Raw genomic sequence first — 22,024 nt, forward strand, 5'->3', positions numbered from 1 at the left:
TTCTTATGTTTTTTGATATTGGAGTAAAAGATATTATTGACGTTCTTCTGGTTGCATTTCTGCTTTACTATACGTATAAGCTGATGAAAGCTTCCGGTTCCATCAATGTGTTTACGGGTATCCTGATATTCATATTGATCTGGTTGGTGGTGTCACAGGTATTGGAGATGAAACTGCTTGGTTCCATCTTTGACAAGTTGGTGAGTGTAGGAGTAGTAGCACTTATCATCCTCTTCCAGGATGAGATACGGCGCTTTTTGCTGACGCTTGGTTCACACCAGCATGCCAGTGCTTTGGTACGTTTCTTTACTGGGAATAAGAAGGAGAGCATGCAGCACGATGAAATCATGCCGGTAGTTATGGCATGTATCAGTATGGGCAAACAGAAAGTAGGGGCTTTGATTGTGATTGAACATAACTTCCCTTTGGATGATGTGGTGCGTACGGGTGAAATTATCAATGCTGATATTAACCAGCGTCTGATAGAGAATATCTTTTTTAAGAACAGCCCTTTGCATGATGGCGCAATGGTGATCAGTAAAGGTCGTATAAAGGCAGCGGGATGCATTTTGCCGGTATCGCATAATCTGGATATACCGAAGGAACTGGGATTGCGCCATCGTGCAGCGATGGGAATTTCTCAGGAATCCGATGCACTTGCTATTATTGTGTCCGAAGAAACCGGGTCCATTTCTGTAGCCTATAAAGGACAATTCCACTTACGTTTGAATGCGGAAGAATTGGAAAGCCTGTTGACAAAAGAAAATTAGTTTCGGGTGTGACAAAATAATACTAAATAACGTCTTATATACTGAAAAACAGAACTTATATAAAGAACATATTATTAGCAATCTTAAAAAAAAGAAAGATGGATAGACGGAATTTCTTACGGATGGGGAGTCTGGCAGTATTAGGTTCGCTGGCTGCTCCGTCGCTTGCCTTGCCTGATACGGTACGGGGAGCTTTGGGAGGCACGGATAACAAATCTGCTGTAGCTGCGGCTATGAACCATTTCGGTGTAACGGAGGCAGACCTGAAGAAGGTGCTGACTGCTGCACTTGAAAAAGGTGGGGATTATGCGGACCTTTATTTTGAACACTCTTTTAATAATGCTGTAGCCCTGATGGACGGCAAAGTGAACAATTGCAGTTCAAATATAGACTTCGGTATGGGTGTCCGTGTATTAGCCGGTGACCAAAGCGGTTATGCTTATGTGGAAGGTGTGACGTTGGAAGAAATGTTGCGTGCCGCACGTACGGCTGCCCGCATTGCTTCTTCCGGTAAGGCAGGAAAACCTGTTGCATTTAAGGAGAAGACGATTGAAAGAGACCGTTATTCTGTAGTTACTCCTTGGGAAGAAGTGAGTCTGAAAGAGAAAATGCCTTATCTGCAAAAACTGAATGATAAAGTCTTTGCGTTGGACAATCGTGTACGTAAGGTGCAGGCTTCTTTGAGCGACAACACAACACATGTGCTGTTTTGTAATTCAGAAGGTGTGACTTACTATGATTATCGTCCGATGGTATCCTATATGGCTTTCTGTATTATGGAAGAGAACGGACGTATGGAAAATAACTATGCCACTCGTTCCTATCGTAAAGGTTTTGAATTTATGACGGATGATATCATCGAAGTGATAGCTCGCGAAGTTGTAGACAATACAGCAATTATGTTTAAAGCCATTAAGCCTAAAGGTGGTGAACTCCCTGTGGTGATGGCATCCGGCGGTTCGGGTATTTTGTTGCACGAAGCTATCGGACATGCGTTTGAAGCTGATTTCAACCGTAAGAATGTTTCTATCTTTGCCGATCAGTTGAACAAGAAAGTATGTAATGAACATATCAGTGTGGTAGATGACGGTACGATTCCTTTCAATCGTGGTTCTGTAAACTTCGATGATGAAGGTATAGAAGGACAGAAGACTTATATCGTGAAGGATGGTGTATTGACTAGTTACCTGCACGACCGTATCAGTTCTAAACACTACGGTGTGGCTCCTACCGGAAACGGACGCCGCGATACTTTCCGTAATGTACCTATTCCTCGTATGCGTGCTACGTATATGGAAGCCGGAGATATGAAGGAAGAAGATATCATCTCTACTGTAAAGAATGGTATTTATGCACAACAATTCACCAATGGACAGGTGCAGATTGGTGCAGGTGACTTTACGTTCTTCGTAAAATTCGGTTATATGATTGAAGACGGTAAGCTGACGCAACCTATCAAAGATATCAATATTATCGGTAACGGACCCAAAGCATTGGCAGACATCACGATGGTGGCAAGCAATGACCAGATCGATAACGGTACGTGGACATGCGGTAAGGACGGACAGTCTTGTCCGGTGACCTGCGGTATGCCTTCGGCCTTAGTAAGTAAATTAACTGTAGGAGGAGAAAACTGATGATAACAGATAATAATAAAAAACTGGCTCAATGGGCGATGGATTTCGCTCTGAAGAATGGTTGCCAGGCAGCCAAAGTTGTATTGTATGCCAATTCAAACACTTCTTTTGAATTGCGCGATGCTAAGATGGATCGTCTGCAACAGGCTTCTGAAAGTGGCATGGGAATCAACGTGTATGTAGACGGACGTTACGGTAATTATTCTACCAATCGTCTGGATAAGAAAGAACTTGAAACATTTATCAAGAATGGTATTGAGTCTACCCGTTATCTGGCTCCGGATGAATTCCGTGTATTGGCAGATCCTGCCCGCTATTATACAGGTGGGAAACCCGATTTGCAGATGTTCGATGATAAGATCTTTGGCATCAATCCGGATGATAAAGTAGCTTTGGCCCGTGCTGCCGCCGGAGAAGTTATGGGTAAGAATGACCGTATCATCTCAGTAGAGACCTCATACAGTGATGGTGAAAATGCTTCTTATCGCCTGATGAGTAACGGCTTTGAGGGTGAGTCCAAATCAACCTGGTATTCAGTTTCTGCCAGTGTAGCCATCAAAGGTGAGGGTGAAGCCCGTCCGTCTGATTATTGGTATGGAAGCTCCTTGTTCTATGATAAATTGCCTAAAACAGATATCGGTTCAGTAGCACTGGAACGTGTATTGCGTAAATTGGGACAGAAGAAAGCTAAGTCTGGTAAATACACAATGGTGGTTGATCCGATAAATTCGGGACGTATGTTGAGTCCAGTATTGAGTGCTCTTTATGGTTCCTCTTTGCAGCAAAAGAACTCTTTCCTGATTGATAAACTGGATCAGAAAGTATTCTCTGATAAGCTGACTGTAATGGATGATCCGCATGTGATAGGTGCCAATGGTTCGCGTTATTTCGACAACGAAGGTGTGGCAACGGAACATCGTCCGATCTTTGAGAATGGTGTGTTGAAGACTTACTTCTTTGATACTTATAATGCCAAGAAGATGGGGGTAGCTCCTACTATTAGCGGTCCGTCACGTCTGGTACTTACTCCGGGTGATAAAGATCTTAATGGTTTGATTGCTGATGTAGCCAATGGTATCCTTGTTACCGGTTTGAATGGTGGTAACAGCAATAGCAACACAGGTGACTTCTCTTACGGTATCGAAGGATTCCTCATAGAGAACGGTAAATTGACGCAACCTGTCAATGAAATGAATGTTACCGGAAACTTCCTGACGTTGTGGAATTCGTTGGCGGCTATCGGTAATGATGCCCGTACAGATCGTAGCTGGCTGGTTCCTTCATTAGTGTTTGAAGGAGTTGACTTCAGTGGACTTTAAGAGATTCTAAATAAAAGAAATCCCGCTTTTCTATGATGTTTGTCACGGAAGAGCGGGATTGATTAATAATAATATAGGTATGAAAGCAATTGACTGGATAAATCATCTGAATATGAGTCGCCATCCTGAAGGTGGATACTACAAAGAAATATTTCGTTCCGAAAAACTGATTGATAACGATAAATCAGCCATGACCTCCATTTATTACCTGTTGGAAAATGAAGACAAATCAGCTTTCCACAGACTGACTTCCCCCGAAGTGTGGTACTACCACGCGGGATATCCCCTGATGTTACATGTGATCCATCCCGATGGTAGATTGGTTACTCACTTGATGACTGCTGACTTTTCGGGCGAACAGCAGGTTGCCATCGAACCCGGATGTTGGTTTGCTGCCGAATTGCCTTCGCATTTCGGATATGCACTGGTTAGTTGTGCCGTTGCTCCCGGTTTTACCTTCGATGATTTTGAGTTGGGTACGTTCGATCGTTTATCGAAACTTTACCCGGATCATGAAGATTTGCTAAAACGGTTGTGTCAATAAAGAATTTATGGAAGAAAGTATCATGCTTCTTTGATAATATCCAGTACCTTTATTGCTGCCGGAAAACCGATATAAGGCATACATTGTATGACAGCGGCAGTCAGCATTTCCTTACTGTTACCTACTTTCAGATTGGCCTGGAGGTGTGATTGGAGTTGGAGCTCTGCACCAATTACAGTCAGCACGCAGAAAGTTAACAATTCACGCGTTTGGGTATTTAGTCCGCTTCGGGTTTGGAAATCTCCGAAGTGAACTTCAGTCAGGAAACGTGCTACGTCGGCTCCCATGCCGCCCGGAACATCTTTTAGAAATTCCTTCATGGCCTCTCCGTAAAGTGGCTTTTGAATAGCAAGGCCTTTTTCCAAACGATTTTTTTCCGTCACAGTCTCCTGTTTTTCCAAAGGTAACTTGATGCCTCTTTCCGTAAATGTGGAGTTTATTGCACTTAATGCATTCAATACTTTTGGGAAACCGATAATGGGAGCGCATTGATAGATAGCCTCGCGCAGTTCTATAGGAGTTATCCCTACGTTTAGTGCAGCTCCGGCATGACTCTTTAGCTGTGGCAGTTGCTGCATGGCGGCTAATGATACGCAAGTAATCATCTCACGCGTTTTCATATCCAGATCCCCCGTCCTGAACACTTCTCCAAATATATATTTCTGAAGTATATTCATCATTTCCGGATCTGTACCTTCTCCGGTTAAAGCTTCTCCACCGAATAGTTGGGTGTAGTTCTTTTTACATAATTCAATTCTATTCTCATCCTTTTCATTCTTACTGCTTCTGTCTTTTACAGCTTCCGCATATTCTTCATCATTCACCACCTCAAGCCAGGTATTCTGATTCGTTTGCGGATTGCACGCTATGGCAAGGTGTGAGAACCAGCTATTGGGTGCGGCGCCGTGCCAATGTTCTACGTTAGGAGCGATTTCTACTACATCACCGGACAACAGACGGCGTGCAGCCTTTCCGCGTTCCTGATAATAGCCTATACCACCTACGGCAATTAGTAGTTGCCCGCCTGTGTGACTGTGCCAGTTGTTACGGCAACCGGGCTCAAACGTAACGTTGGATATCGGGACATTCAATTCTTTACTGGTAGTCAAAGGTGCCAGCCAGGATTTACCTGTAAAATACTGTGCGTAGCCAGTATTCTCTTCCCCTACTGGGAAATCACTGATTTTTGGAACTTCTGTTTTCATATCTTGTGCGTTTATATTGCCTGTACCGATTAAAACAACCGTTATGGCAATGATTATTCTTTTCAGATTCATAATGTTTTGTTTTTATGATGATAGGTTCTATTGTTTATTAAATCCATATTTATGGGATTCTGCATTCGCTTCATTTACAATGCAAAATTACCGAAGATATTCCGTAAACGTTGTATACAGATTACAGATAAAAGTAACTAAATTACTGTTTTCACCGGTTGGCGGGATTAGTTTATAACCGTGCGGTTATGAGTTAAATGGGGATTTATCATTTCCTTCCTTTCTTTTCGGAAATGAATTAGTACTACTAATGGCTTTAGATAATTGCTTGATTATCAATAGATAGTATTTACAAGCTATTTCCCTTGCGATGTAAAAGCATTTACCGCCGTATGTAACGACCTTTACCGCTTATTGTAACGCTCTTTACCTCGGCATGTAACGACCTTTACCTCAGCATGTAAATGGAGTTACTGTGTGGGGTTAACAAAGTTACCATTTGGGGTAATGTCAGTTTAGCATTAAACTCATGTATGCTTGTTCCGAAGCAAATACTTTTTCTGTTAATTGCCCGATTGTTAATTGCTCATGTGCGCCCGGAAGCCGTCTGTGACTATACATACATTTCCCTTTATTCAGGTAATAATAACCATTGTTGGCTGAAAGTTCGTTGTCAATGAGATCAATGTTCATTTCTTCCTCGGGATGTGCGGCTGCATAAAGTTGCAGTACAGGTTTGGCCTGAATGATGCGTATCATACCCAGATCAAAAGAGGATTGATCTTTTATGGGAGGCATGATGATATCGAGGGTTTCGGTATGCATGTTCTGGCAAATGCGAGTAAGTAACGAATGTTCTGCTTCGGGAGTATCTGCAAGTAATTCCTTTATATAGAGCTTGGAAGCTTCTTCATCGGGATAGACAATGGCAAGAGCGGCAATTCCAGATTCATCCGAAAGGGTGAAAATGCACCCACAACTCAGATTGAGGTCGGCCAGTATGACGTAGAAGTCTGTCTTTGTATGTTGCAGGCAGCAAGGGCGTTCCTGCATTTTGCGATTCAGATATTGGTAGACATCTTCATCATAGTCTGTGTAAGCCTGAAAGCACCAACCAGTCTCGGCAGATGAAGTGAGAGAAGGAGCATCCGTTTCATCTGTTGGCAAATGAAAAGTGCGTTTACCGTAACGGAAAGCCGTTGCATAACCTACGCGTGCATAGTAACCGAATAACCAGGGTTCGGCAGGAATAAGGGTAGTAAATGCGATATCATTACGATACATGCGCCCGAATGCTTGCGATAGCAATTCTCGCATAACGCCCCGGCTACGGTAGTCGGGGTGAGTGCAAGCTCCCGAAATATATGCAGTCGGTATACTATTACCATGAAAAGTGATCGGATAGGGAAGCATCTGTAAGGCGGCAATGACTTCATCACCACTTTCGATGGCAACATTCACTTCGCTGTTGTAGCGAAGGTTAAAGTACATATTCACAAACTCGTCATTGTCGTTAAAACAAAGCTTCCACAGCTTCTTTACCTTTTCACGCATTATTTCTATCTCCTATTCAGATGCTTACTATCTTTATTGATTATTTATTACTTGCTATTAACTACTTAAAAGAATCTTACCATTTCACCGGATCTACAGGGGTATCTTTCAGGCAAGCCATATATTTCTCCAGGACAATCACTGGCTGGTAGGATAGTTTGGCTTTGCGCAGACCTTCGATGCCCAAATCTTCTTCCCGGTTGATATAAGTATATTGCTCGGGGATATGGTTGGCGAATTCATAATTTATCATGGTGTAGGCACCATCAATCGTAGTGTCTGCTTTTTCTACATGTACGCCGAAAGTATCCTGGTTGATGGGCATACCGAAAGTGAAAGCTACAATTTTACCATCTACATGAAGAATACCTCCTGTCAGGCCAAGGGCATCGAAGTTATGCAGTGCATAGATAAGGGCGCGACGTTCGTTACCCGTACCTTCGTGCTGGTCGCAGTTGTTCACTTTGCACCATTCGGCTTCCAGATCGAGACATTCCTGTATACGGTTGGAAGTGAGAGGAACATATTCATAATTAGTATAGGTCCGGCGGAATTTATTGAGGTGGTTCCGTTTAGCTTGGAATTTCTTACCCGCCAATGTGGCAAGATCGGTCCGAAGATACAGGTAATCGGCATAATCTCTGTCCGCTTCGAAATGAAACTTATCAGGCATTATGGCTTCCAAGTCAGCGCGCATGCCTGCGCATACTCCGAGCATACAGAAGCGTTCACCTTCACGGTTGGCATCTTCTATCATATCCTCCAGCACTTTCTTTAAGTCTCCGTTCCCGACTGGCATCATATATACCAATTTTTCTCCTGCCCAGAATTTCAGTATCAGGAAACCGTCCTGTACTGCAAACTTGGTGTCGTAAAGGAAACGCCAACTACAGAGATTGGAGAATGAAAGGTCACAGTTGCGTCGAGGACTATGCTGTGTATAAGATGTAATGAGCTCTTTATCTTTAAGTTCGATGTCTTTAAATGATATCATATCGTCGTTTTCGTTAGTTTGAATATAAAGAATAACAAAGATAAGGAGAAATTGTTATAGCAACCCTAATAATCGCAAAATAGTCGGCGTAAGTAGAGCGGTGAAAATTCCATTCAGTGTAAGTCCAAGACTGGCGTAAGCTCCGTATTTGCTACTGATATCCATGGCGGTGGAAGTTCCCACGGCATGGGCGGCAGCTCCCAAGGATAATCCTTGGGCAATAGGACTCTTAATACGCGTAAGTTTCAGGGTTTTTATTCCGACAATACTACCCAGTAAACCGACGCAAACCACTACGGCAGCCGTTAGTGCTGGAATGCCGCCTAATGTATCTGCTACTTCCATGGCAATAGGGGTAGTAACAGATTTAGGTGCCAATGAATAAATAATCTCCTGCGGTGCTCCCATCAGTTTGGCAATCACCACTACGGAAACTACCCCGATGATACAACCCGCCAATTGTGAAAGCAGGATCGGGACCAATTGTTTCTTTATGGCCTCCAATTGTAGATATAGGGGTACGCCAAGAGCTACTACTGCCGGTTTCAGCCAGAACTCAATGAGGTATCCGCCTTTGTTGTAGGTTTCGTAGTTGATATGCGCCATTTTCAGAAAGATAATCAGGATGGCGATAGTCAACAAAATGGGGTTAAGCAATAAAATACCAGTTTTCTTTTGCAACAGTTTTGAAAAGAAAAACACGCCGAAAGTAACGGCTAACAAGAAGAATTCGTTGTCTAAGTAACTCATTTGATTTTGCGTGCTAATTGATGAACCCACCCTGTAACGATTAAAACCAACAGGGTACTAACTAAAGAAGCAATCACTATCGGCCAGAATTGGGCAGCGATAATATCAAAATAAAGCATGAGAGCTACACCGGGAGGAACAAAGAAGAATCCCAAATTAGCAACCAGAAAGTCGGACAATCCCTGCACCCATTGCAGTTTAATCCAACCCAATTTCAGGAAAAGGGTGAGCAACAGCATACCTATGATGCTGGACGGAAGCTTGATATCCGTAAGAAAAACAACCAATTCACCCAAAGCCAGGCATCCGAAAAGGATGGCGCATTGACGAATCATACTACTATTACCTATTTATTATTATTAAATTCAACTCTCTTTGGGCAATAACCTTCTTAATAACTGACCAAAAGTTGAATTGTTTACTGAAAACGCTGCAAAGTTAGGTGTTTTGCAGATTGGCTGTCACAGTTTCCTGCGATATTTCTTTCTATTTGTACATTTTGTGCCAGGTTAGTGTTAAATATTATAATAATTGCGGTTTGGAACACAAAAATGCCCCGAATTGCAATGTTGATATTGCAAAATTGTGTACTTTTGCGGCGTGAATAACACATCTACCGAATTTTTATACACAATTTATATATATGCAGAGATTAATTAATGAAATCGTTGAGCGCGCGAAAGCTGACCGCCAACGTATTGTTCTTCCTGAAGGAACGGAAGAACGTACTTTGAAAGCTGCCAATCAAATTTTGACAGATGGAGTTGCTGACTTGATTCTTCTGGGTAATCCGGACGAAATCAACGCTTGTGCAACAGAATGGGGACTTGGAAACATCAGTAAGGCTACTATTATTGATCCGGAGAATCATCCGAAGAAAGAAGAGTATGCACAATTGTTGTGTGAACTTCGCAAGAAAAAAGGTATGACTATCGAAGAGGCCCGTAAGTTGGTACTTAACCCACTTTATTTGGGCTGTCTGATTATTAAGAATGGTGATGCTGACGGTCAATTGGCAGGTGCACGCAATACGACGGGCGATGTACTGCGCCCGGCATTGCAAATCATTAAGACAACTCCGGGCATCACTTGTGTATCCGGTGCAATGCTGTTGCTGACGCACGCTCCCGAATATGGAAAGAATGGTATTTTGGTGATGGGTGATGTAGCTGTTACACCGGTTCCGGATGCGGAACAACTGGCGCAGATTGCGGTTTGTACCGCTCGCACTGCTAAGTCAGTGGTAGGTATGGAACCTAAAGTAGCGATGTTGAGCTTTTCAACTAAAGGTTCTGCTAAACATGAGGTTGTGGATAAAGTAATTGAAGCTGTGAGAATTGCTCATGAAATGGCTCCTGACTTGGCTCTAGACGGTGAGTTGCAGGCTGATGCTGCATTGGTTCCTGAAGTAGGTGCCAGTAAAGCTCCGGGCTCTCCGATTGCAGGAAACGCAAATGTGCTGATTGTGCCGAGCCTTGAAGTAGGTAATATTTCTTATAAATTGGTACAACGTTTAGGTCATGCAGATGCAGTAGGTCCGATTTTGCAAGGTATTGCCCGCCCGGTGAACGACTTGTCACGCGGTTGCTCCATTGAAGATATTTATCGCATGATTGCCATCACTGCCAACCAGGCTATTGGAGCCAAAGAATAAAATAACTATTAAATCTGAATATATAAAATGAAAGTCTTAGTATTAAACTGCGGTAGTTCGTCCATCAAATATAAATTGTTTGATATGGATCATAAAGAAGTGATCGCACAGGGTGGTATCGAAAAAATTGGCCTGCAAGGTTCTTTCCTGAAATTTACTTTGCCTAACGGTGAAAAGAAAGTTCTGGAAAAAGATATTCCCGAACATACCGTAGGGGTAGAATTTATTCTGGATACATTGACCAGTCCTGAATATGGTGCTATCAAGTCTTTGAATGAAATTAACGCAGTAGGTCACCGTATGGTGCATGGGGGGGAGAAATTCAGTGAATCTGTATTACTGACGCAGGAAGTACTGGATGCTTTTACCGCTTGCAACGATTTGGCTCCGCTTCACAATCCTGCTAACCTGAAAGGTGTAAACGCTATCTCTGCTATATTGCCCAACGTACCGCAAATTGGTGTATTCGATACTGCATTCCACCAGACTATGCCTGATTATGCTTATTTGTATGCTATTCCTTACGAATTGTATAAGAAGTATGGCGTACGTCGTTATGGTTTCCACGGAACTTCTCACCGTTACGTTTCACAACGTGTGTGTGAATTTCTGGGTGTGAACCCTGAAGGAAAGAAGATTATTACTTGTCATATTGGCAACGGTGGTTCTATCACTGCTGTAAAAGATGGTAAGAGTATTGATACCAGTATGGGCTTGACTCCGCTGGAAGGCTTGATGATGGGTACACGTAGCGGTGACATTGATGCTGGTGCCGTAACTTTCATTATGGAAAAGGAGAACCTGACTGCTGCCGGTGTATCTGACCTGTTGAACAAGAAGAGTGGTGTAAAAGGTATCTTTGGAGTATCCAGTGATATGCGCGAGTTGGAAGCTGCTGTTGCTGCCGGTAACAATAAAATGGCCGACCTGACTGAAAATATGTATTTTTACCGTATTAAGAAGTATATCGGTGCTTATGCTGCTGCTTTGGGTGGCGTGGACATTATAGTGTTTACAGGTGGTGTAGGCGAAAATCAGGCTTCTTGTCGTTCAGGTGCATGCGAAGGTCTGGAATACATGGGTGTGAAACTGGATCTGGAAAAGAATAAGGTTCGTGGAGAAGAAGCGGTGATTTCTGCTGACGACTCTAAAGTGAAAGTTGTAGTTATCCCAACTGACGAAGAACTGATGATTGCCTCGGATACTATGGCTATCTTAAATAAGAAATAATCCTTGAAAAGTTAATAATCTCGCAATCGCGATGTAACAATGAAGCCGGAAGCAATGCGGATTGCCTTCCGGCTTTATTTTTTAACAGTATCTGCTCCAAGCACTGGCTTAAAATCCTTATCTTTGCTTGTCTCTTAAGAGAAAGCGACATTTATTCAAACTACTTTAAATATACCAATTTATGAAAAGATTCATGTATTTATTGTTCTTTGTCCTGTTGGCAGGTGTGACGTATGCCCAACAGGCAAAGTATGTATTTTATTTCATCGGTGATGGAATGGGAGTGAACCAGGTGAACGGTACGGAAATGTATCTGGCTGAACAGGAAGGACGCATTGGTGTGACACCGTTGTTGTTTACTCAGTTCCCGGCTGTGGGTGTTGCCACAACTTTCTCTGCAACCAACTCTGTAACGGACTCTTCTGCTGCCGGAACTGCTTTGGCTACCGGAGTGAAGACGTATAACGGTGCTATCGGTATGGATGACCAGAAGAATGTGATTCAGACTGTTGCCGAGAGAGCTAAGAAAGCCGGGAAGAAAGTTGGTGTAACTACCAGTGTCAGTGTGGATCATGCTACCCCTGCTGCTTTCTATGCGCATCAGCCTAATCGTAATATGTATTACGAGATTGCTCTTGACTTGCCGAAGGCTAACTTTGATTTCTATGCAGGTGGTGGTTTCCTGAAGCCAACTACTACGGCTGACAAGAAAGAAGCTCCAAGCATTTTCCCCATCATTGAGGAAGCCGGTTATACGATTGCAAAAGGTGTAGACGATTTTAAAGCTAAAGCTGCTCAGGCTGATAAGATGGTGCTGATTCAGAAAGATGATGCCAACCCTTCTTGCCTGCCTTATTCTATTGACCGCAAAGATGGCGACTTGACTCTTGCTGAGATTACTGAAAGCGCTATTTCTTTTTTGACTAAAGGTAAGAATAAAGGTTTCTTCCTGATGGTAGAAGGTGGAAAGATAGACTGGTCTTGCCATTCAAATGACCCTGCTACTACTTTCGAAGAAGTGATAGATATGGACAATGCTATCAAAGTTGCGTATGAGTTTTATAAGAAGCATCCCAAAGAAACTTTGATTGTGGTAACGGCAGACCATGAAACTGGTGGTTTAGGATTGGGTACAGGTAAGTATGAATTGCATTTGAAAGCCTTGAAGAATCAAAAACAATCTCAGGATTTACTTTCTGTTGCTATCACTGATTTGCGTAAGGCAAAAGGACATGATGTTACTTGGGAAGATGCCAAAGCACTGTTAACAGAAAAGATGGGCTTTTGGAAAGAGTTGCCTTTGACTTGGGAGCAGGAAAAGCTGTTGCGTGATGAGTTTGAACAGTCGTTTGTAAAGAACAAGGTCGTGTTCGAAGAAACTCTTTACTCGAAGACTGAGCCGCTGGCTGCTTCTGCAAGAAAAGTAATGAGCCAGATTGCTATGGTAGGTTGGACAAGCGGCAGCCATACAGCAGGATATGTACCTGTATATGCGGTGGGTGCAGGCTCTAAGGAATTTGCTGGCAAATATGATAATACGGAAATTCCGAAGCGTATAGCAAAGGTTGCGGGATATAAATAATCAGATATTGATTTGTTTCAGGCGCGGATTAAGCGGATGATACGGATTACGCAATCCGTATCCGCATAATCCGCGCTTGTAGTATAATAACGTGCTGCTACTTCTACACTCATATTAGCTGTTATTACTTTAAGTCTTCCTTGACTATTTCGTCCATTTCTTCGAGACGTTTCTTTCGCTCTTTTGCAGACTTTACTTTCTGATCCTTGTACCCAAGATCTGTATGCTCAGAGACCTCTTCACTGAATTCCTCGAATTCATCCTTTGCCGGACGACCATGCGGGTCGATATTCTCTTCGGCAATTGCATTATTCCTATAAATCAAATCATCCATAACTGTATATTTTTAATGGTTTATGGATATACTACAAGATTAAAATGAAAAGGTTTCGTTTATTTCCTTTTTCTTGGGGACATTTACAGAAGATTAAATAGACGAAGCATCTGTTTACAGTGCTGGGAGCAGGTATTTCCAGATTAAATCCAGTTCCGCCTGCATATCTCCGATATGCGCTGTTACGGCAATAACGGCATCTTTTTCAGGAATTATGAGAATGTATTGTCCGTCTGCTCCATCAGCGCGGTAGGCATTGTGGCGGCAACGCCACATTTGATAACCATAACCTTGCATCCAGTCGTTCGTATTCTCACTAATCTTTGATTTCTTGGCTGCTTCGGGATCCATTCCTGCCGGGAAAGAAGCAACCTGTTTGGCAGATGCCTCGGCAATCCATTCCTCCGGTAACACTTGCTGTCCATCCCATTTTCCTTTTTGCAGGAAGAGTTGGCCCATCTTGGCAAGGTCCTCAGTTTTGAGATACAAACCCCAGCCACCGCAATTGATGCCTTCCGGGCTTTCCTGCCATTTCACATTGACAATCCCCAGTGGACGAAACAGGCGAGGGTATAGGTAGTCCACTAACTTTTCTCCAGTTACTTTCTGTACGATGGCAGAGAGCATATAAGTACCAGGACTGTTGTATGCAAAGAATGTTCCTGGTTTATGATCTACGGGATAGGCAAGAAATTGTTCCACCCAACCTTTATCTGCATTTCTTGCTGCTCGTTCATTACTCCTGAGATCACCGTCATGTCCGCAAGTCATAGTTAGTAAGTCGTGGATAGTCATGGCTTCTAGGTTCTCACTTATATTTGCAGGCAGCTGATCCGGGAAGAAGGAAATTACTTTATCCGTTAGTTTTAGTTTGCCTTCGGCTATTGCAAATCCTATGGCTGAGGCTGTGAAAGTCTTGCTGACAGAGTTTAGTACATGGGGCTCGTCTTCTTTTCCTTCGCTCATCCATTTTTCTGCAAGTACATTGCCATGCTGTACAATCATGATGCTATGCAGGTCTTGGCCGGCATTCTTCACCGCTTCCAGGTATTTTTCCATTGCTTTCTCCAGTTTCTTGGAGGGAGTGCTACGGGGCAGTCCTTTGGTGAGTTGATTGATAGAAATCAGCTTGATGCCTTTCTCCTCGATGACTTGTTTTATACGCGGACTGGTAAGTAAGTCTGTGACGCCTTGCCGATCGAGTGCTACCTGTTCGTAGCCGATATGAAAGACGGTTTTCATCTCCTCATTGTCCAGTGCCGGATGATCGAGGAACAGATATCGTTTGCCTGCTTCCAGCTTATTCAGGGAACGTATGAAGCTTTCTTCCTTTTCGGCAGAGGTCCGGCTCGGACCGTCATAACCAATGTAAGTGAACTGATAATCTTGTGGTGAATCCATGCGATCAATGGAAGGAAGATTGTATTCTTTTGCCAGGCGTAGCACCAGTTCATTCACTTCTTTAGTGAATCCGGTGGACAGCATGTGCCCCGTCATATGGCTGAGTTGGGGAATGTTTCTCAGTGCCATCTCAATCTGTGCGCGAAACTCCTGTTCTACCTCTTTTATATCCCATTTATTTTCCATAACCGATTGTCCCGGATAGGCGGGATTGGGTCCCATCATCGGATAAAAGTATCCGTTCTCATCCGTCAGGCTGGGGCAATGGGTTAAGGGACGCCATTTTACATTTTCCCATTCACTGGTAATCACTAAATGTAAACCGGCATCCAATCCCGGGTTCTCTTTTAGCAGACGGACTGCTTCCGGATACCAGGCGGCTACGGGCATTACTTCTACAGAACGGGCGATACCCGACTGGTAGGTTTCAATACAGGCTTCATTGACAGAATGGAATGCTCCGAGGTCATCAATGCGGATGGCAAGGGAAGGAGCGGACTGTCCCCATGCCGAAAGAGTGCCTGCGATAAGTAAACATCCGGCAAAGAGATATTTGTGACTTAAAAGGTTCATATCAGATCAAACGGTTGGTTGGCACTTTAAGGTTGCCGGGGGAGGATTATAGTTTGGTTTCTCCTTCGATAAAATTTTCAAGGAAAAGGTTCTCACCATCGAAAACGGCATAAGAGAAATAATTAATCCAGTCTCCCAGTATGGTGATACGGGCGGTAGCGCTCAGCATCAGATCCAGTTCGATGTGACGGTGTCCGTAGATAAAGTAATTAATATTCGGATGGCTTTTCAGATACTCTTTGGTGTAGAGTATCAGGAATTCTTTGTCTTCACCCATATACTCGGGCTCTTTGCCGTCAATGCGTTTCAAGCGACTTTGCTTGGCCCAGTTCAGTCCCAATTCCATACTCCAACGGGGATGTATGGCAGAAAAAAGAACTTGTAGAAACTCGTTGTGAAACATGGAACGCAGGAACTTGAATTTCTTGTCAGGATCGCCCAAACCATCACCGTGGGCGAGGTAGAACTCCTTACCGTATATTTCCGTTGTAAGCGGTTCGCGATGCATAATGACACCGCACTCTTTAGTCAGATAGTCTCCGCACCAAATGTCATGGTTTCCTGTGAAGAAGTGTACTTCCACTCCTATATCCGTCAGTTCGGATAGTTTGCCCAGGAAACGGGTATAGCCTTTCGGCACAACGGTCTTGAATTCATACCAAAAGTCGAACATATCGCCCAGCAAATACACGGCAGAAGCTTTGTACTTGATACTGTCGAGGAAGTTGACGAGGCGTCGTTCTTGTGTGCGCCCGTGTTCGATGGCACGTGAGCCGAGGTGTGCATCCGAAAGGAAATATACATTCTTCATAACCGTGCTATTCTGCTTGTTACTAATTGCTTACTACTTGAGTACTTATAAAAATCCCAATTCCAACTTGGCTTCTTCACTCATCATATCCTTGTCCCATTCCGGTTCGAATACCAGATTGATGGTGGCAGCAGTGACACCGTCCACTGATTCCACTTTTTGGCGCACGTCTTCCATTATAAAGTCGGCTGCCGGGCAGTTGGGAGCTGTCAGGGTCATGTCAATGTTAACTTCTCCGCTGTCGGAGACATCTATTTTATAGATAAGTCCCAGATCGTACACGTTTACCGGAATTTCCGGGTCGAATACGGTTTTGAGCATCGCCACTATTTTTTCTTCTATTTCAAACTTGGTCATATTCGTATTATTTTAGTTAGGCAAAGATAGTTGAAACCGAAAACAGAAGCAAATTTATTTGCATTATGCTGAGCACAGACTATCTTCTTAAAGCAAAGCTAAAGAAATAAATTGAAACTACAAAGGAACGGGTTTTGAAAAAGCCTGTTATAGATACTCAGCAAACAGATTATTAAAGCCTTTCCCATCAAACATTACTCCCTTTCATTTGCATCCTTTATTGTGCTGATGTAAAAGATGCTTCTCTCAAATCATTCCTTCATCGTTAAAACTATAATATACTCCGTCTGTTACAATAACATGGTCGATGAGACGGATGTTCATGGTTTGGGCTCCTTTCTGGACAAGTTGCGTCAGACGTTGGTCGTCTGTACTGGGGCGAGGGTTGCCCGAAGGATGGTTGTGTATCAGGGCTATTTGTGTGGCACGCTGCATTAAAGCTTCACGCAGGATGCTGCGTACATCAGCAGTAGTCTGGTCGATACCACCTCGGCTGATGCGGGATTTGTCGATGACGCGGGAGGCTTGGTTGAGGAGTAAAACCCAGAACTCTTCGTGTGCCAGGTCGCAGAGAAGCGGGTGGAAGATTTCGTAGATGTCTTTGGAAGAGCGGATGATGGTGCGTTCCGGACGCTCTTGTAGTTTGCGACGTTTGCCCAGTTCCAGTGCTGCCATGATGGTGATACTTTTGGCAGGACCGAAGCCTTTGAAACGGGAGAAGTCCTGTACTTCCCATTTACCCAATTGGTTCAGGTCGTTACTGCAGGCGGAAAGTACTCGTTGCATAAGTGATACTGCGCTTTCTTCTGTGTTTCCCGAACCGATAAGGATGGCAAGCAATTCGGCATCGCTTAAGGCTTCTGCACCTTTCAGCATCATCTTTTCTCGCGGGCGGTCTTCTTCCGCCCACTGGTTGATAGTTAGTTTTTCCATGTTGATTGTGAATCGCTAATCACTTATAAAAGTTCTTTTTGAAAGCTTCGAATTCATCTTTGCCAAGTATACAGCGGTTCCACCAGGCTCTCCAGAATCCCGTGCCATATCCGATAAGTTGGATAAAGGAGGCTGCAATGGAATAGATGCCGATGCGCAGGCTTCGGTTCTGGATAGAAGAATCCGCACATACCAGTAGCGCATATAAAACGATGGGCGTCAGGCTGTAAGGACAGAAAGGACTACCAAATAATAGTATAGCTACTCCCAATGTGAATGCGGCGGGCAAGAGATGAACAACTTTCAAAGACTCCGGATATTTCTTATACAGATTGATCCGTGCAATCCCTGAATTGTGCACTTGTTTGAAGAACTTCTTTAAGTCTGTGCGGCGTTTATGATACACCCATGCGTCAGGAAACAGCCGGCAGCGATAACCGCCTTTGAATATGCGGATACTGAAGTCTATATCTTCTCCGAAACGCATTTTAGAGAATCCCCCCAATGCGGCATATACATCTCGCTTGACACCCATATTGAAGCTGCGTGGATAGAATTTATCCATTTTCTTTTTTCCTCCCCGGATGCCTCCGGTAGTGAAGAAGGAAGTCATGGAGTAGTTGATAGCTTTTTGTATATCCGTAAAAGACTCATGTGCCCGGTCCGGTCCGCCGAAGGCATCGGCAGGGTTAATCTGCAGTTCTTTCTCGATGGCGGCAAGATAGCCTTTGGGCAGGATGCAGTCAGAATCTAAAATGATCAGATACTCTCCGGTACTCCGTTCGGCACCGTAGTTGCGGGTTTGTCCGGGACCGGAATTGGGTTTGTTATAATAGTGTATGTCCAGTTGCTTCTGGTACCTGTCCACTACTTCCTTGCAGGGGATGGAGGAACCGTCTTCCACAATCACGACTTCAAAGTCTTTGAAACTTTGTTCAGTCAGACTTTGCAAGAGTTCGTCCACTTCATCGGGACGATTATATACAGGAACGATGACGGAGTATCTCATAGGTGTTAATCTTTTAGTTCGTTTTCTATTTCTTCAATACTGGGTAGGGTACTCTTGAAATCTTTGGGAAAGAGGTGATTTAAGTCATATTCTGATATACCGATGGGCAGGTTGGCTGTATCCAGCGTATATCGTGCCACTATGTTGTTCTTGCTTTTGCAAATTAGCAATCCTATTGTTGGATTGTCTTGTGGCAGTTTCATCTCATTATTGATGGCAGAGACATAGAAACCTAACTTACCGATATATTCGGGCTGGAAGTCTCCCGTTTTTGATTCTATCACTACATAACTGCGTAGTTTGAGATGATAAAATAGCAGATCAATAAAGAATTCATCACCACCGATTTCAAGGCGGACTTGCCGTCCTACATAGGCAAAACCATTTCCTAATTCAATGAAAAATTTGGTGATATTGTCAGTTAGGGCATCTTCCAACTCCCGTTCAAGATAGCCATCACGCAGGGTGAGGAAGTCGAAATTATAAGGGTCTTTCAATGTTTGTTGTGCTAAATCGCTTTGGAGGGCAGGTAATGTGTTCTTGAAATTACTGATTGCCTTTCCTTCAGTTTCAAAAAGATTAGCACTCATATAGTTGATTAGGATATTACGACTCCAACCCTGTTTGATGGTTTTTTGGACATAAAACAGGGCTTCATTAGTAGATTTAGCCTTGGTAATAATATGCTTTTGATGTCCCCAAGGAATACTAAATATAGCTTCAAGAATTTCTGCCTCAACTTGGGGCTGAATTACTTCTTGCTTTTTTGACTTTATTTTAGCCCCAACTTGGGGCTGATTCTGTCCATAAAATAAATAGAACCTTTTTATGTAGCGTAGGTTCGTTTCAGAAAATCCTCCTAAGTTAGAGAATTCCTCTTTGAGGTCTAAACTAATTTGGGACATTATGTTAGTTCCCCATTTTGCTTCCGCTTTCAACCGGACTATATCACTTCCTATACTCCAGTATAATCGTAATAACTCCGTATTTACTTTTACCGCTGCCTTAATCTGGCTCTGGCGAATACGCTGTTTCAGTTCGCCTATCCACTCTTTATATTCGTTGTCTGTCTTTATCAGTTTACTCATGGTGCAATTCTATTGCTTATTGCTTACAAAGATAAACCATTCTTTTCCGATAATCTTCCCAATCGTATATTCTTTTGCTCCCCTATAGAAAAAAGCTGCCTGCCAGAAGTGTTTAATTCTTCTGACAGGCAGCTTGTATAATCGTACAATGTACTCGGGAAACGGCTTATGCCTTCACACGGCTTACATAAGAACCGTCGCGAGTATCGATTTCAATCATTTCGCCTTCGTTGATAAACAACGGAACGCGTACAGTCGCACCAGACTCTACAGTGGCAGGTTTCAATGTGTTTGTTGCAGTGTCACCTTTTACACCTGGTTCTGTATAAGTAATCTTCATCTGAACTTTTATGGGCATATCAGCATAAAGAACAGTTTCAGTGGAAGCGTCCGATACTACGTCCAGTACACTTCCTTCCAGCAGGAAGTCAACACCGTTGATCAGGTCGTGAGCAATAGGATGTTGGTCAAAAGTTTCCTGGTTCATGAAGATATAATCTTCACCTTCTTTATATAAGAACTGATAAGGACGACGCTCTACGCGTACATCTTCCAGTTTTTCACCGATATTAAAACGACGTTCCAGCACATAGCCATTTACTACGTCTTTCAGTTTAACACGCATGAAAGTGTTACCTTTTCCCGGCTTTACATGCAGGAAGTCAATACAGAAATACAACTTGTTGTCCATACGGATGCAAGTTCCGATTTTAATGTCTTGGGCATTAATCATACTAATATTTTTTATTTTAGATGTTATATAATTGTCTTCAGTGAGCTTTGCGGGTGCAAAAGTAATGGAAATCAGTAAAAATCGCAAAAAGTTTTGAGAGAAAAAGACTTAACTCTTGGTTATTTTGAAAAAAGTCCCTATTTTTGCAGCCCGATTACGTGAAATAATAACATAAAACAATATACAGTAATGAAAAGAACATTTCAACCCTCTAACAGAAAGAGAAAAAACAAACACGGTTTCCGTGAGAGAATGGCTTCCGCTAACGGTCGCAGAGTATTAGCTGCACGTCGTGCTAAAGGCCGCAAGAAACTGACTGTTTCTGACGAATACAACGGAGTAAAAGCATAAGCGAACTCTTTGTAATAAAGAATAAGAAAGCCGCAAAGGACTGATAAAGTGCTTTGCGGCTTTTCTATTTGAACCAATTGGTTTCTTACTCTATATTATTCTTCTATTTCTTTTCCTGCCTTCTTCCATTCTTCGAAACCTTTATCAAGGTCATAAACCACATAACCTTTCTCGCTGAGGATGGCAGCAGCTTTCTTACTGCGTTTGCCACTACGGCAATATAAGGCAACAGGTCTATCTTTTTGCAGGGTTGAATCTGCAATTTCGGCAAAAGTCTTATCAAGCACATTAATGTTGATGCTCTTTGGAATGTGAGATTCCGAATATTCGGCTAAGGTACGTACATCCAGACGTTGCATTTCAGGATTGGCAATCAGTGTGGAGAAATCTTCCACAGAGACGGACTTAAAGTCTCCTTTCTGCTGACAGGAGAAAAGTGATGAGAAAAACAGGCAAATGCCTGCAATAAAAGAATTCATTTTCATCTTATTGAGGATTATATTCAAATTCGTAAGTCGCTTCTTTGCCAGAATACGTGTTGATGCTGAGATAAACCGTTATTTTATTAATTCCATCCTCTGCATACTGCCGTAATGGGACGGATGCATAAGCACGTTTGGTATAAGCCTGTACATCTCCGCCATCATCATGATAGAGGGATAGGCGTACGATCCGGGTTCCTGCTTCTATGTCCGTGATGATTTCATCTTCTATAAAGTGGAATGCATGGCTTTTATTTTGTGATTTGATTTCCAACATTAAATTCAGGTAATCAATGCCCATCCAGATGCTTAATACATTTACCGGATCACGTTTTATTCCATCTTCAAATTTATCCTCGGGTTGTGGAACAGGAGATATTGCTTTTAGTACCGCATACAATTTTGCTCCGGATTCTCCATTGGCAGTTGTTGCCTTGCCATAGTTGCTGACAATGCGGAGGGAAGAATTGGCATCTATACGTGTGTTTGATGCATCTTCCACTACTGCAAGCGTCTCACCTTCATCTGTCAATATGGACTGCAAACTACCGTCGGCACCTGCTTGGGCAGTCAGGAAGTCCAGTTTCACAGATGGATAATAGTAGTCGTCATCATCGCTACAGGAAACCAGTATACATAACAGCATAGGCAAAAGCCAGGATAAAGAAACCGGAAATTGTAACTTATCTTTCATTGTTTAT

Annotated in this window: 23 protein-coding genes; 8 read left to right on the plus strand and 15 right to left on the minus strand. The window is 43.0% G+C overall.

Features of this window, described 5'->3' with window-relative positions:
* Positions 1–5: 5 nt before the first annotated feature.
* From cdaA to BWI44_RS17050, 4 genes are all read left to right on the plus strand, one after another.
* Positions 6–770, plus strand: coding sequence for a diadenylate cyclase CdaA (gene cdaA / locus BWI44_RS17035; protein WP_007660570.1), 765 nt, complete (start codon positions 6–8; stop codon positions 768–770).
* A gap of 98 nt (positions 771–868) precedes the next feature.
* Positions 869–2,407 carry a TldD/PmbA family protein gene (locus tag BWI44_RS17040; RefSeq protein WP_022394250.1) on the plus strand — a complete coding sequence of 513 codons (1,539 nt, stop codon included), beginning with the start codon at positions 869–871 and terminating at the stop codon, positions 2,405–2,407.
* Complete coding sequence (locus tag BWI44_RS17045) at positions 2,407–3,726, plus strand: TldD/PmbA family protein (RefSeq protein WP_007660568.1); 1,320 nt, start codon at positions 2,407–2,409, stop codon at positions 3,724–3,726. Before BWI44_RS17040 ends, BWI44_RS17045 begins: the two co-directional genes overlap by 1 nt.
* 79 nt (positions 3,727–3,805) lie before the next feature.
* Positions 3,806–4,270, plus strand: a complete 465-nt coding sequence (locus BWI44_RS17050; RefSeq protein ID WP_007217031.1) for a cupin domain-containing protein — start codon at positions 3,806–3,808, stop codon at positions 4,268–4,270.
* Positions 4,271–4,290: 20 nt separating this feature from the next.
* Here the strand turns inward: BWI44_RS17050 and BWI44_RS17055 are convergent, their stop codons facing one another.
* From BWI44_RS17055 to BWI44_RS17075, 5 genes are all read right to left on the minus strand, one after another.
* Entirely contained in the window at positions 4,291–5,547 is a 1,257-nt protein-coding gene (locus BWI44_RS17055; protein WP_286815216.1) for a cupin domain-containing carboxymuconolactone decarboxylase family protein, read from the minus strand.
* A gap of 450 nt (positions 5,548–5,997) precedes the next feature.
* Complete coding sequence (locus tag BWI44_RS17060) at positions 5,998–7,041, minus strand: GNAT family N-acetyltransferase (protein WP_007660566.1); 1,044 nt, start codon at positions 7,039–7,041, stop codon at positions 5,998–6,000.
* Between the two features lie 76 nt (positions 7,042–7,117).
* Positions 7,118–8,035 carry a DUF2156 domain-containing protein gene (locus tag BWI44_RS17065; protein ID WP_007660564.1) on the minus strand — a complete coding sequence of 306 codons (918 nt, stop codon included), beginning with the start codon at positions 8,033–8,035 and terminating at the stop codon, positions 7,118–7,120.
* Positions 8,036–8,089: 54 nt separating this feature from the next.
* Positions 8,090–8,785: an LrgB family protein gene (locus BWI44_RS17070; RefSeq protein ID WP_007660562.1), complete on the minus strand. Its 696-nt coding sequence runs from the start codon at positions 8,783–8,785 to the stop codon at positions 8,090–8,092.
* Positions 8,782–9,120: a CidA/LrgA family protein gene (locus tag BWI44_RS17075; RefSeq protein WP_007660560.1), complete on the minus strand. Its 339-nt coding sequence runs from the start codon at positions 9,118–9,120 to the stop codon at positions 8,782–8,784. Before BWI44_RS17075 ends, BWI44_RS17070 begins: the two co-directional genes overlap by 4 nt.
* Before the next feature lie 308 nt (positions 9,121–9,428).
* On the opposite strand from BWI44_RS17075, the gene pta reads away from it, so the two are divergent.
* From pta to BWI44_RS17090, 3 genes are all read left to right on the plus strand, one after another.
* On the plus strand, positions 9,429–10,439 hold the full coding sequence (gene pta, locus BWI44_RS17080; protein ID WP_007660556.1) for a phosphate acetyltransferase: 1,011 nt from the start codon (positions 9,429–9,431) through the stop codon (positions 10,437–10,439).
* 27 nt (positions 10,440–10,466) lie between these two features.
* A complete protein-coding gene (locus tag BWI44_RS17085) occupies positions 10,467–11,669 on the plus strand; it encodes an acetate kinase (protein ID WP_044533819.1) in 1,203 nt (400 codons plus the stop codon).
* 181 nt (positions 11,670–11,850) lie between these two features.
* The gene (locus tag BWI44_RS17090) at positions 11,851–13,251 is read left to right on the plus strand and encodes an alkaline phosphatase (RefSeq protein ID WP_118216692.1); all 1,401 of its coding nucleotides are present in this window, start codon (positions 11,851–11,853) and stop codon (positions 13,249–13,251) included.
* A 124-nt stretch (positions 13,252–13,375) separates the two neighbouring features.
* Here the strand turns inward: BWI44_RS17090 and BWI44_RS17095 are convergent, their stop codons facing one another.
* The 8 genes from BWI44_RS17095 to efp form a co-directional block, all read right to left on the minus strand.
* Positions 13,376–13,585, minus strand: a complete 210-nt coding sequence (locus BWI44_RS17095; RefSeq protein ID WP_007660550.1) for a hypothetical protein — start codon at positions 13,583–13,585, stop codon at positions 13,376–13,378.
* 114 nt (positions 13,586–13,699) lie between these two features.
* Positions 13,700–15,559, minus strand: a complete 1,860-nt coding sequence (locus BWI44_RS17100; RefSeq protein ID WP_195208760.1) for a serine hydrolase domain-containing protein — start codon at positions 15,557–15,559, stop codon at positions 13,700–13,702.
* Positions 15,560–15,605: 46 nt separating this feature from the next.
* Positions 15,606–16,370 (minus strand): UDP-2,3-diacylglucosamine diphosphatase, encoded by a 765-nt coding sequence (locus tag BWI44_RS17105; protein WP_007660547.1) that lies wholly within the window; start codon positions 16,368–16,370, stop codon positions 15,606–15,608.
* A gap of 45 nt (positions 16,371–16,415) precedes the next feature.
* Entirely contained in the window at positions 16,416–16,727 is a 312-nt protein-coding gene (locus tag BWI44_RS17110; RefSeq protein ID WP_007660546.1) for a metal-sulfur cluster assembly factor, read from the minus strand.
* A gap of 246 nt (positions 16,728–16,973) precedes the next feature.
* Positions 16,974–17,660, minus strand: a complete 687-nt coding sequence (radC, locus tag BWI44_RS17115; RefSeq protein ID WP_195208761.1) for a RadC family protein — start codon at positions 17,658–17,660, stop codon at positions 16,974–16,976.
* A 19-nt stretch (positions 17,661–17,679) separates the two neighbouring features.
* The gene (locus tag BWI44_RS17120) at positions 17,680–18,669 is read right to left on the minus strand and encodes a glycosyltransferase family 2 protein (protein ID WP_195208762.1); all 990 of its coding nucleotides are present in this window, start codon (positions 18,667–18,669) and stop codon (positions 17,680–17,682) included.
* Between the two features lie 5 nt (positions 18,670–18,674).
* A complete protein-coding gene (locus tag BWI44_RS17125) occupies positions 18,675–19,757 on the minus strand; it encodes a PDDEXK nuclease domain-containing protein (protein ID WP_195208763.1) in 1,083 nt (360 codons plus the stop codon).
* A gap of 166 nt (positions 19,758–19,923) precedes the next feature.
* Positions 19,924–20,490, minus strand: coding sequence for an elongation factor P (efp, locus tag BWI44_RS17130; protein ID WP_044532889.1), 567 nt, complete (start codon positions 20,488–20,490; stop codon positions 19,924–19,926).
* 189 nt (positions 20,491–20,679) lie between these two features.
* Here efp and rpmH point away from each other — a divergent pair, with 189 nt between their 5' ends.
* On the plus strand, positions 20,680–20,841 hold the full coding sequence (rpmH, locus tag BWI44_RS17135; RefSeq protein ID WP_002558970.1) for a 50S ribosomal protein L34: 162 nt from the start codon (positions 20,680–20,682) through the stop codon (positions 20,839–20,841).
* Positions 20,842–20,936: 95 nt separating this feature from the next.
* Here rpmH and BWI44_RS17140 read toward each other — a convergent pair whose 3' ends face one another.
* The gene (locus tag BWI44_RS17140; RefSeq protein WP_370807829.1) at positions 20,937–21,326 is read right to left on the minus strand and encodes a rhodanese-like domain-containing protein; all 390 of its coding nucleotides are present in this window, start codon (positions 21,324–21,326) and stop codon (positions 20,937–20,939) included.
* 1 nt (position 21,327) lies between these two features.
* On the minus strand, positions 21,328–22,017 hold the full coding sequence (locus tag BWI44_RS17145) for a NigD1/NigD2 family lipoprotein (RefSeq protein WP_195208764.1): 690 nt from the start codon (positions 22,015–22,017) through the stop codon (positions 21,328–21,330).
* Between the last annotated feature and the right edge of the window lie 7 nt (positions 22,018–22,024).

Origin of the sequence: Bacteroides sp. Phil13, from assembly GCF_001940965.1 — a bacterium.
Lineage (GTDB): Bacteria > Bacteroidota > Bacteroidia > Bacteroidales > Bacteroidaceae > Bacteroides > Bacteroides intestinalis.

Coding starts and splice junctions, on each gene's coding strand:
- BWI44_RS17050 (WP_007217031.1), top strand. CDS start 3,806: ATGAAAGCAATTGACTGGATAAATCATCTGAATATGAGTCGCCATCCT.
- BWI44_RS17085 (WP_044533819.1), top strand. CDS start 10,467: ATGAAAGTCTTAGTATTAAACTGCGGTAGTTCGTCCATCAAATATAAA.
- radC (WP_195208761.1), bottom strand. CDS start 17,660: ATGGAAAAACTAACTATCAACCAGTGGGCGGAAGAAGACCGCCCGCGA.
- BWI44_RS17065 (WP_007660564.1), bottom strand. CDS start 8,035: ATGATATCATTTAAAGACATCGAACTTAAAGATAAAGAGCTCATTACA.
- BWI44_RS17125 (WP_195208763.1), bottom strand. CDS start 19,757: ATGAGTAAACTGATAAAGACAGACAACGAATATAAAGAGTGGATAGGC.
- cdaA (WP_007660570.1), top strand. CDS start 6: ATGTTTTTTGATATTGGAGTAAAAGATATTATTGACGTTCTTCTGGTT.
- BWI44_RS17105 (WP_007660547.1), bottom strand. CDS start 16,370: ATGAAGAATGTATATTTCCTTTCGGATGCACACCTCGGCTCACGTGCC.
- pta (WP_007660556.1), top strand. CDS start 9,429: ATGCAGAGATTAATTAATGAAATCGTTGAGCGCGCGAAAGCTGACCGC.
- BWI44_RS17075 (WP_007660560.1), bottom strand. CDS start 9,120: ATGATTCGTCAATGCGCCATCCTTTTCGGATGCCTGGCTTTGGGTGAA.
- BWI44_RS17145 (WP_195208764.1), bottom strand. CDS start 22,017: ATGAAAGATAAGTTACAATTTCCGGTTTCTTTATCCTGGCTTTTGCCT.
- BWI44_RS17120 (WP_195208762.1), bottom strand. CDS start 18,669: ATGAGATACTCCGTCATCGTTCCTGTATATAATCGTCCCGATGAAGTG.
- BWI44_RS17140 (WP_370807829.1), bottom strand. CDS start 21,326: ATGAAAATGAATTCTTTTATTGCAGGCATTTGCCTGTTTTTCTCATCA.
- BWI44_RS17060 (WP_007660566.1), bottom strand. CDS start 7,041: ATGCGTGAAAAGGTAAAGAAGCTGTGGAAGCTTTGTTTTAACGACAAT.
- BWI44_RS17055 (WP_286815216.1), bottom strand. CDS start 5,547: ATGAATCTGAAAAGAATAATCATTGCCATAACGGTTGTTTTAATCGGT.
- BWI44_RS17100 (WP_195208760.1), bottom strand. CDS start 15,559: ATGAACCTTTTAAGTCACAAATATCTCTTTGCCGGATGTTTACTTATC.
- BWI44_RS17045 (WP_007660568.1), top strand. CDS start 2,407: ATGATAACAGATAATAATAAAAAACTGGCTCAATGGGCGATGGATTTC.
- BWI44_RS17040 (WP_022394250.1), top strand. CDS start 869: ATGGATAGACGGAATTTCTTACGGATGGGGAGTCTGGCAGTATTAGGT.
- efp (WP_044532889.1), bottom strand. CDS start 20,490: ATGATTAATGCCCAAGACATTAAAATCGGAACTTGCATCCGTATGGAC.
- BWI44_RS17070 (WP_007660562.1), bottom strand. CDS start 8,785: ATGAGTTACTTAGACAACGAATTCTTCTTGTTAGCCGTTACTTTCGGC.
- rpmH (WP_002558970.1), top strand. CDS start 20,680: ATGAAAAGAACATTTCAACCCTCTAACAGAAAGAGAAAAAACAAACAC.
- BWI44_RS17110 (WP_007660546.1), bottom strand. CDS start 16,727: ATGACCAAGTTTGAAATAGAAGAAAAAATAGTGGCGATGCTCAAAACC.
- BWI44_RS17090 (WP_118216692.1), top strand. CDS start 11,851: ATGAAAAGATTCATGTATTTATTGTTCTTTGTCCTGTTGGCAGGTGTG.
- BWI44_RS17095 (WP_007660550.1), bottom strand. CDS start 13,585: ATGGATGATTTGATTTATAGGAATAATGCAATTGCCGAAGAGAATATC.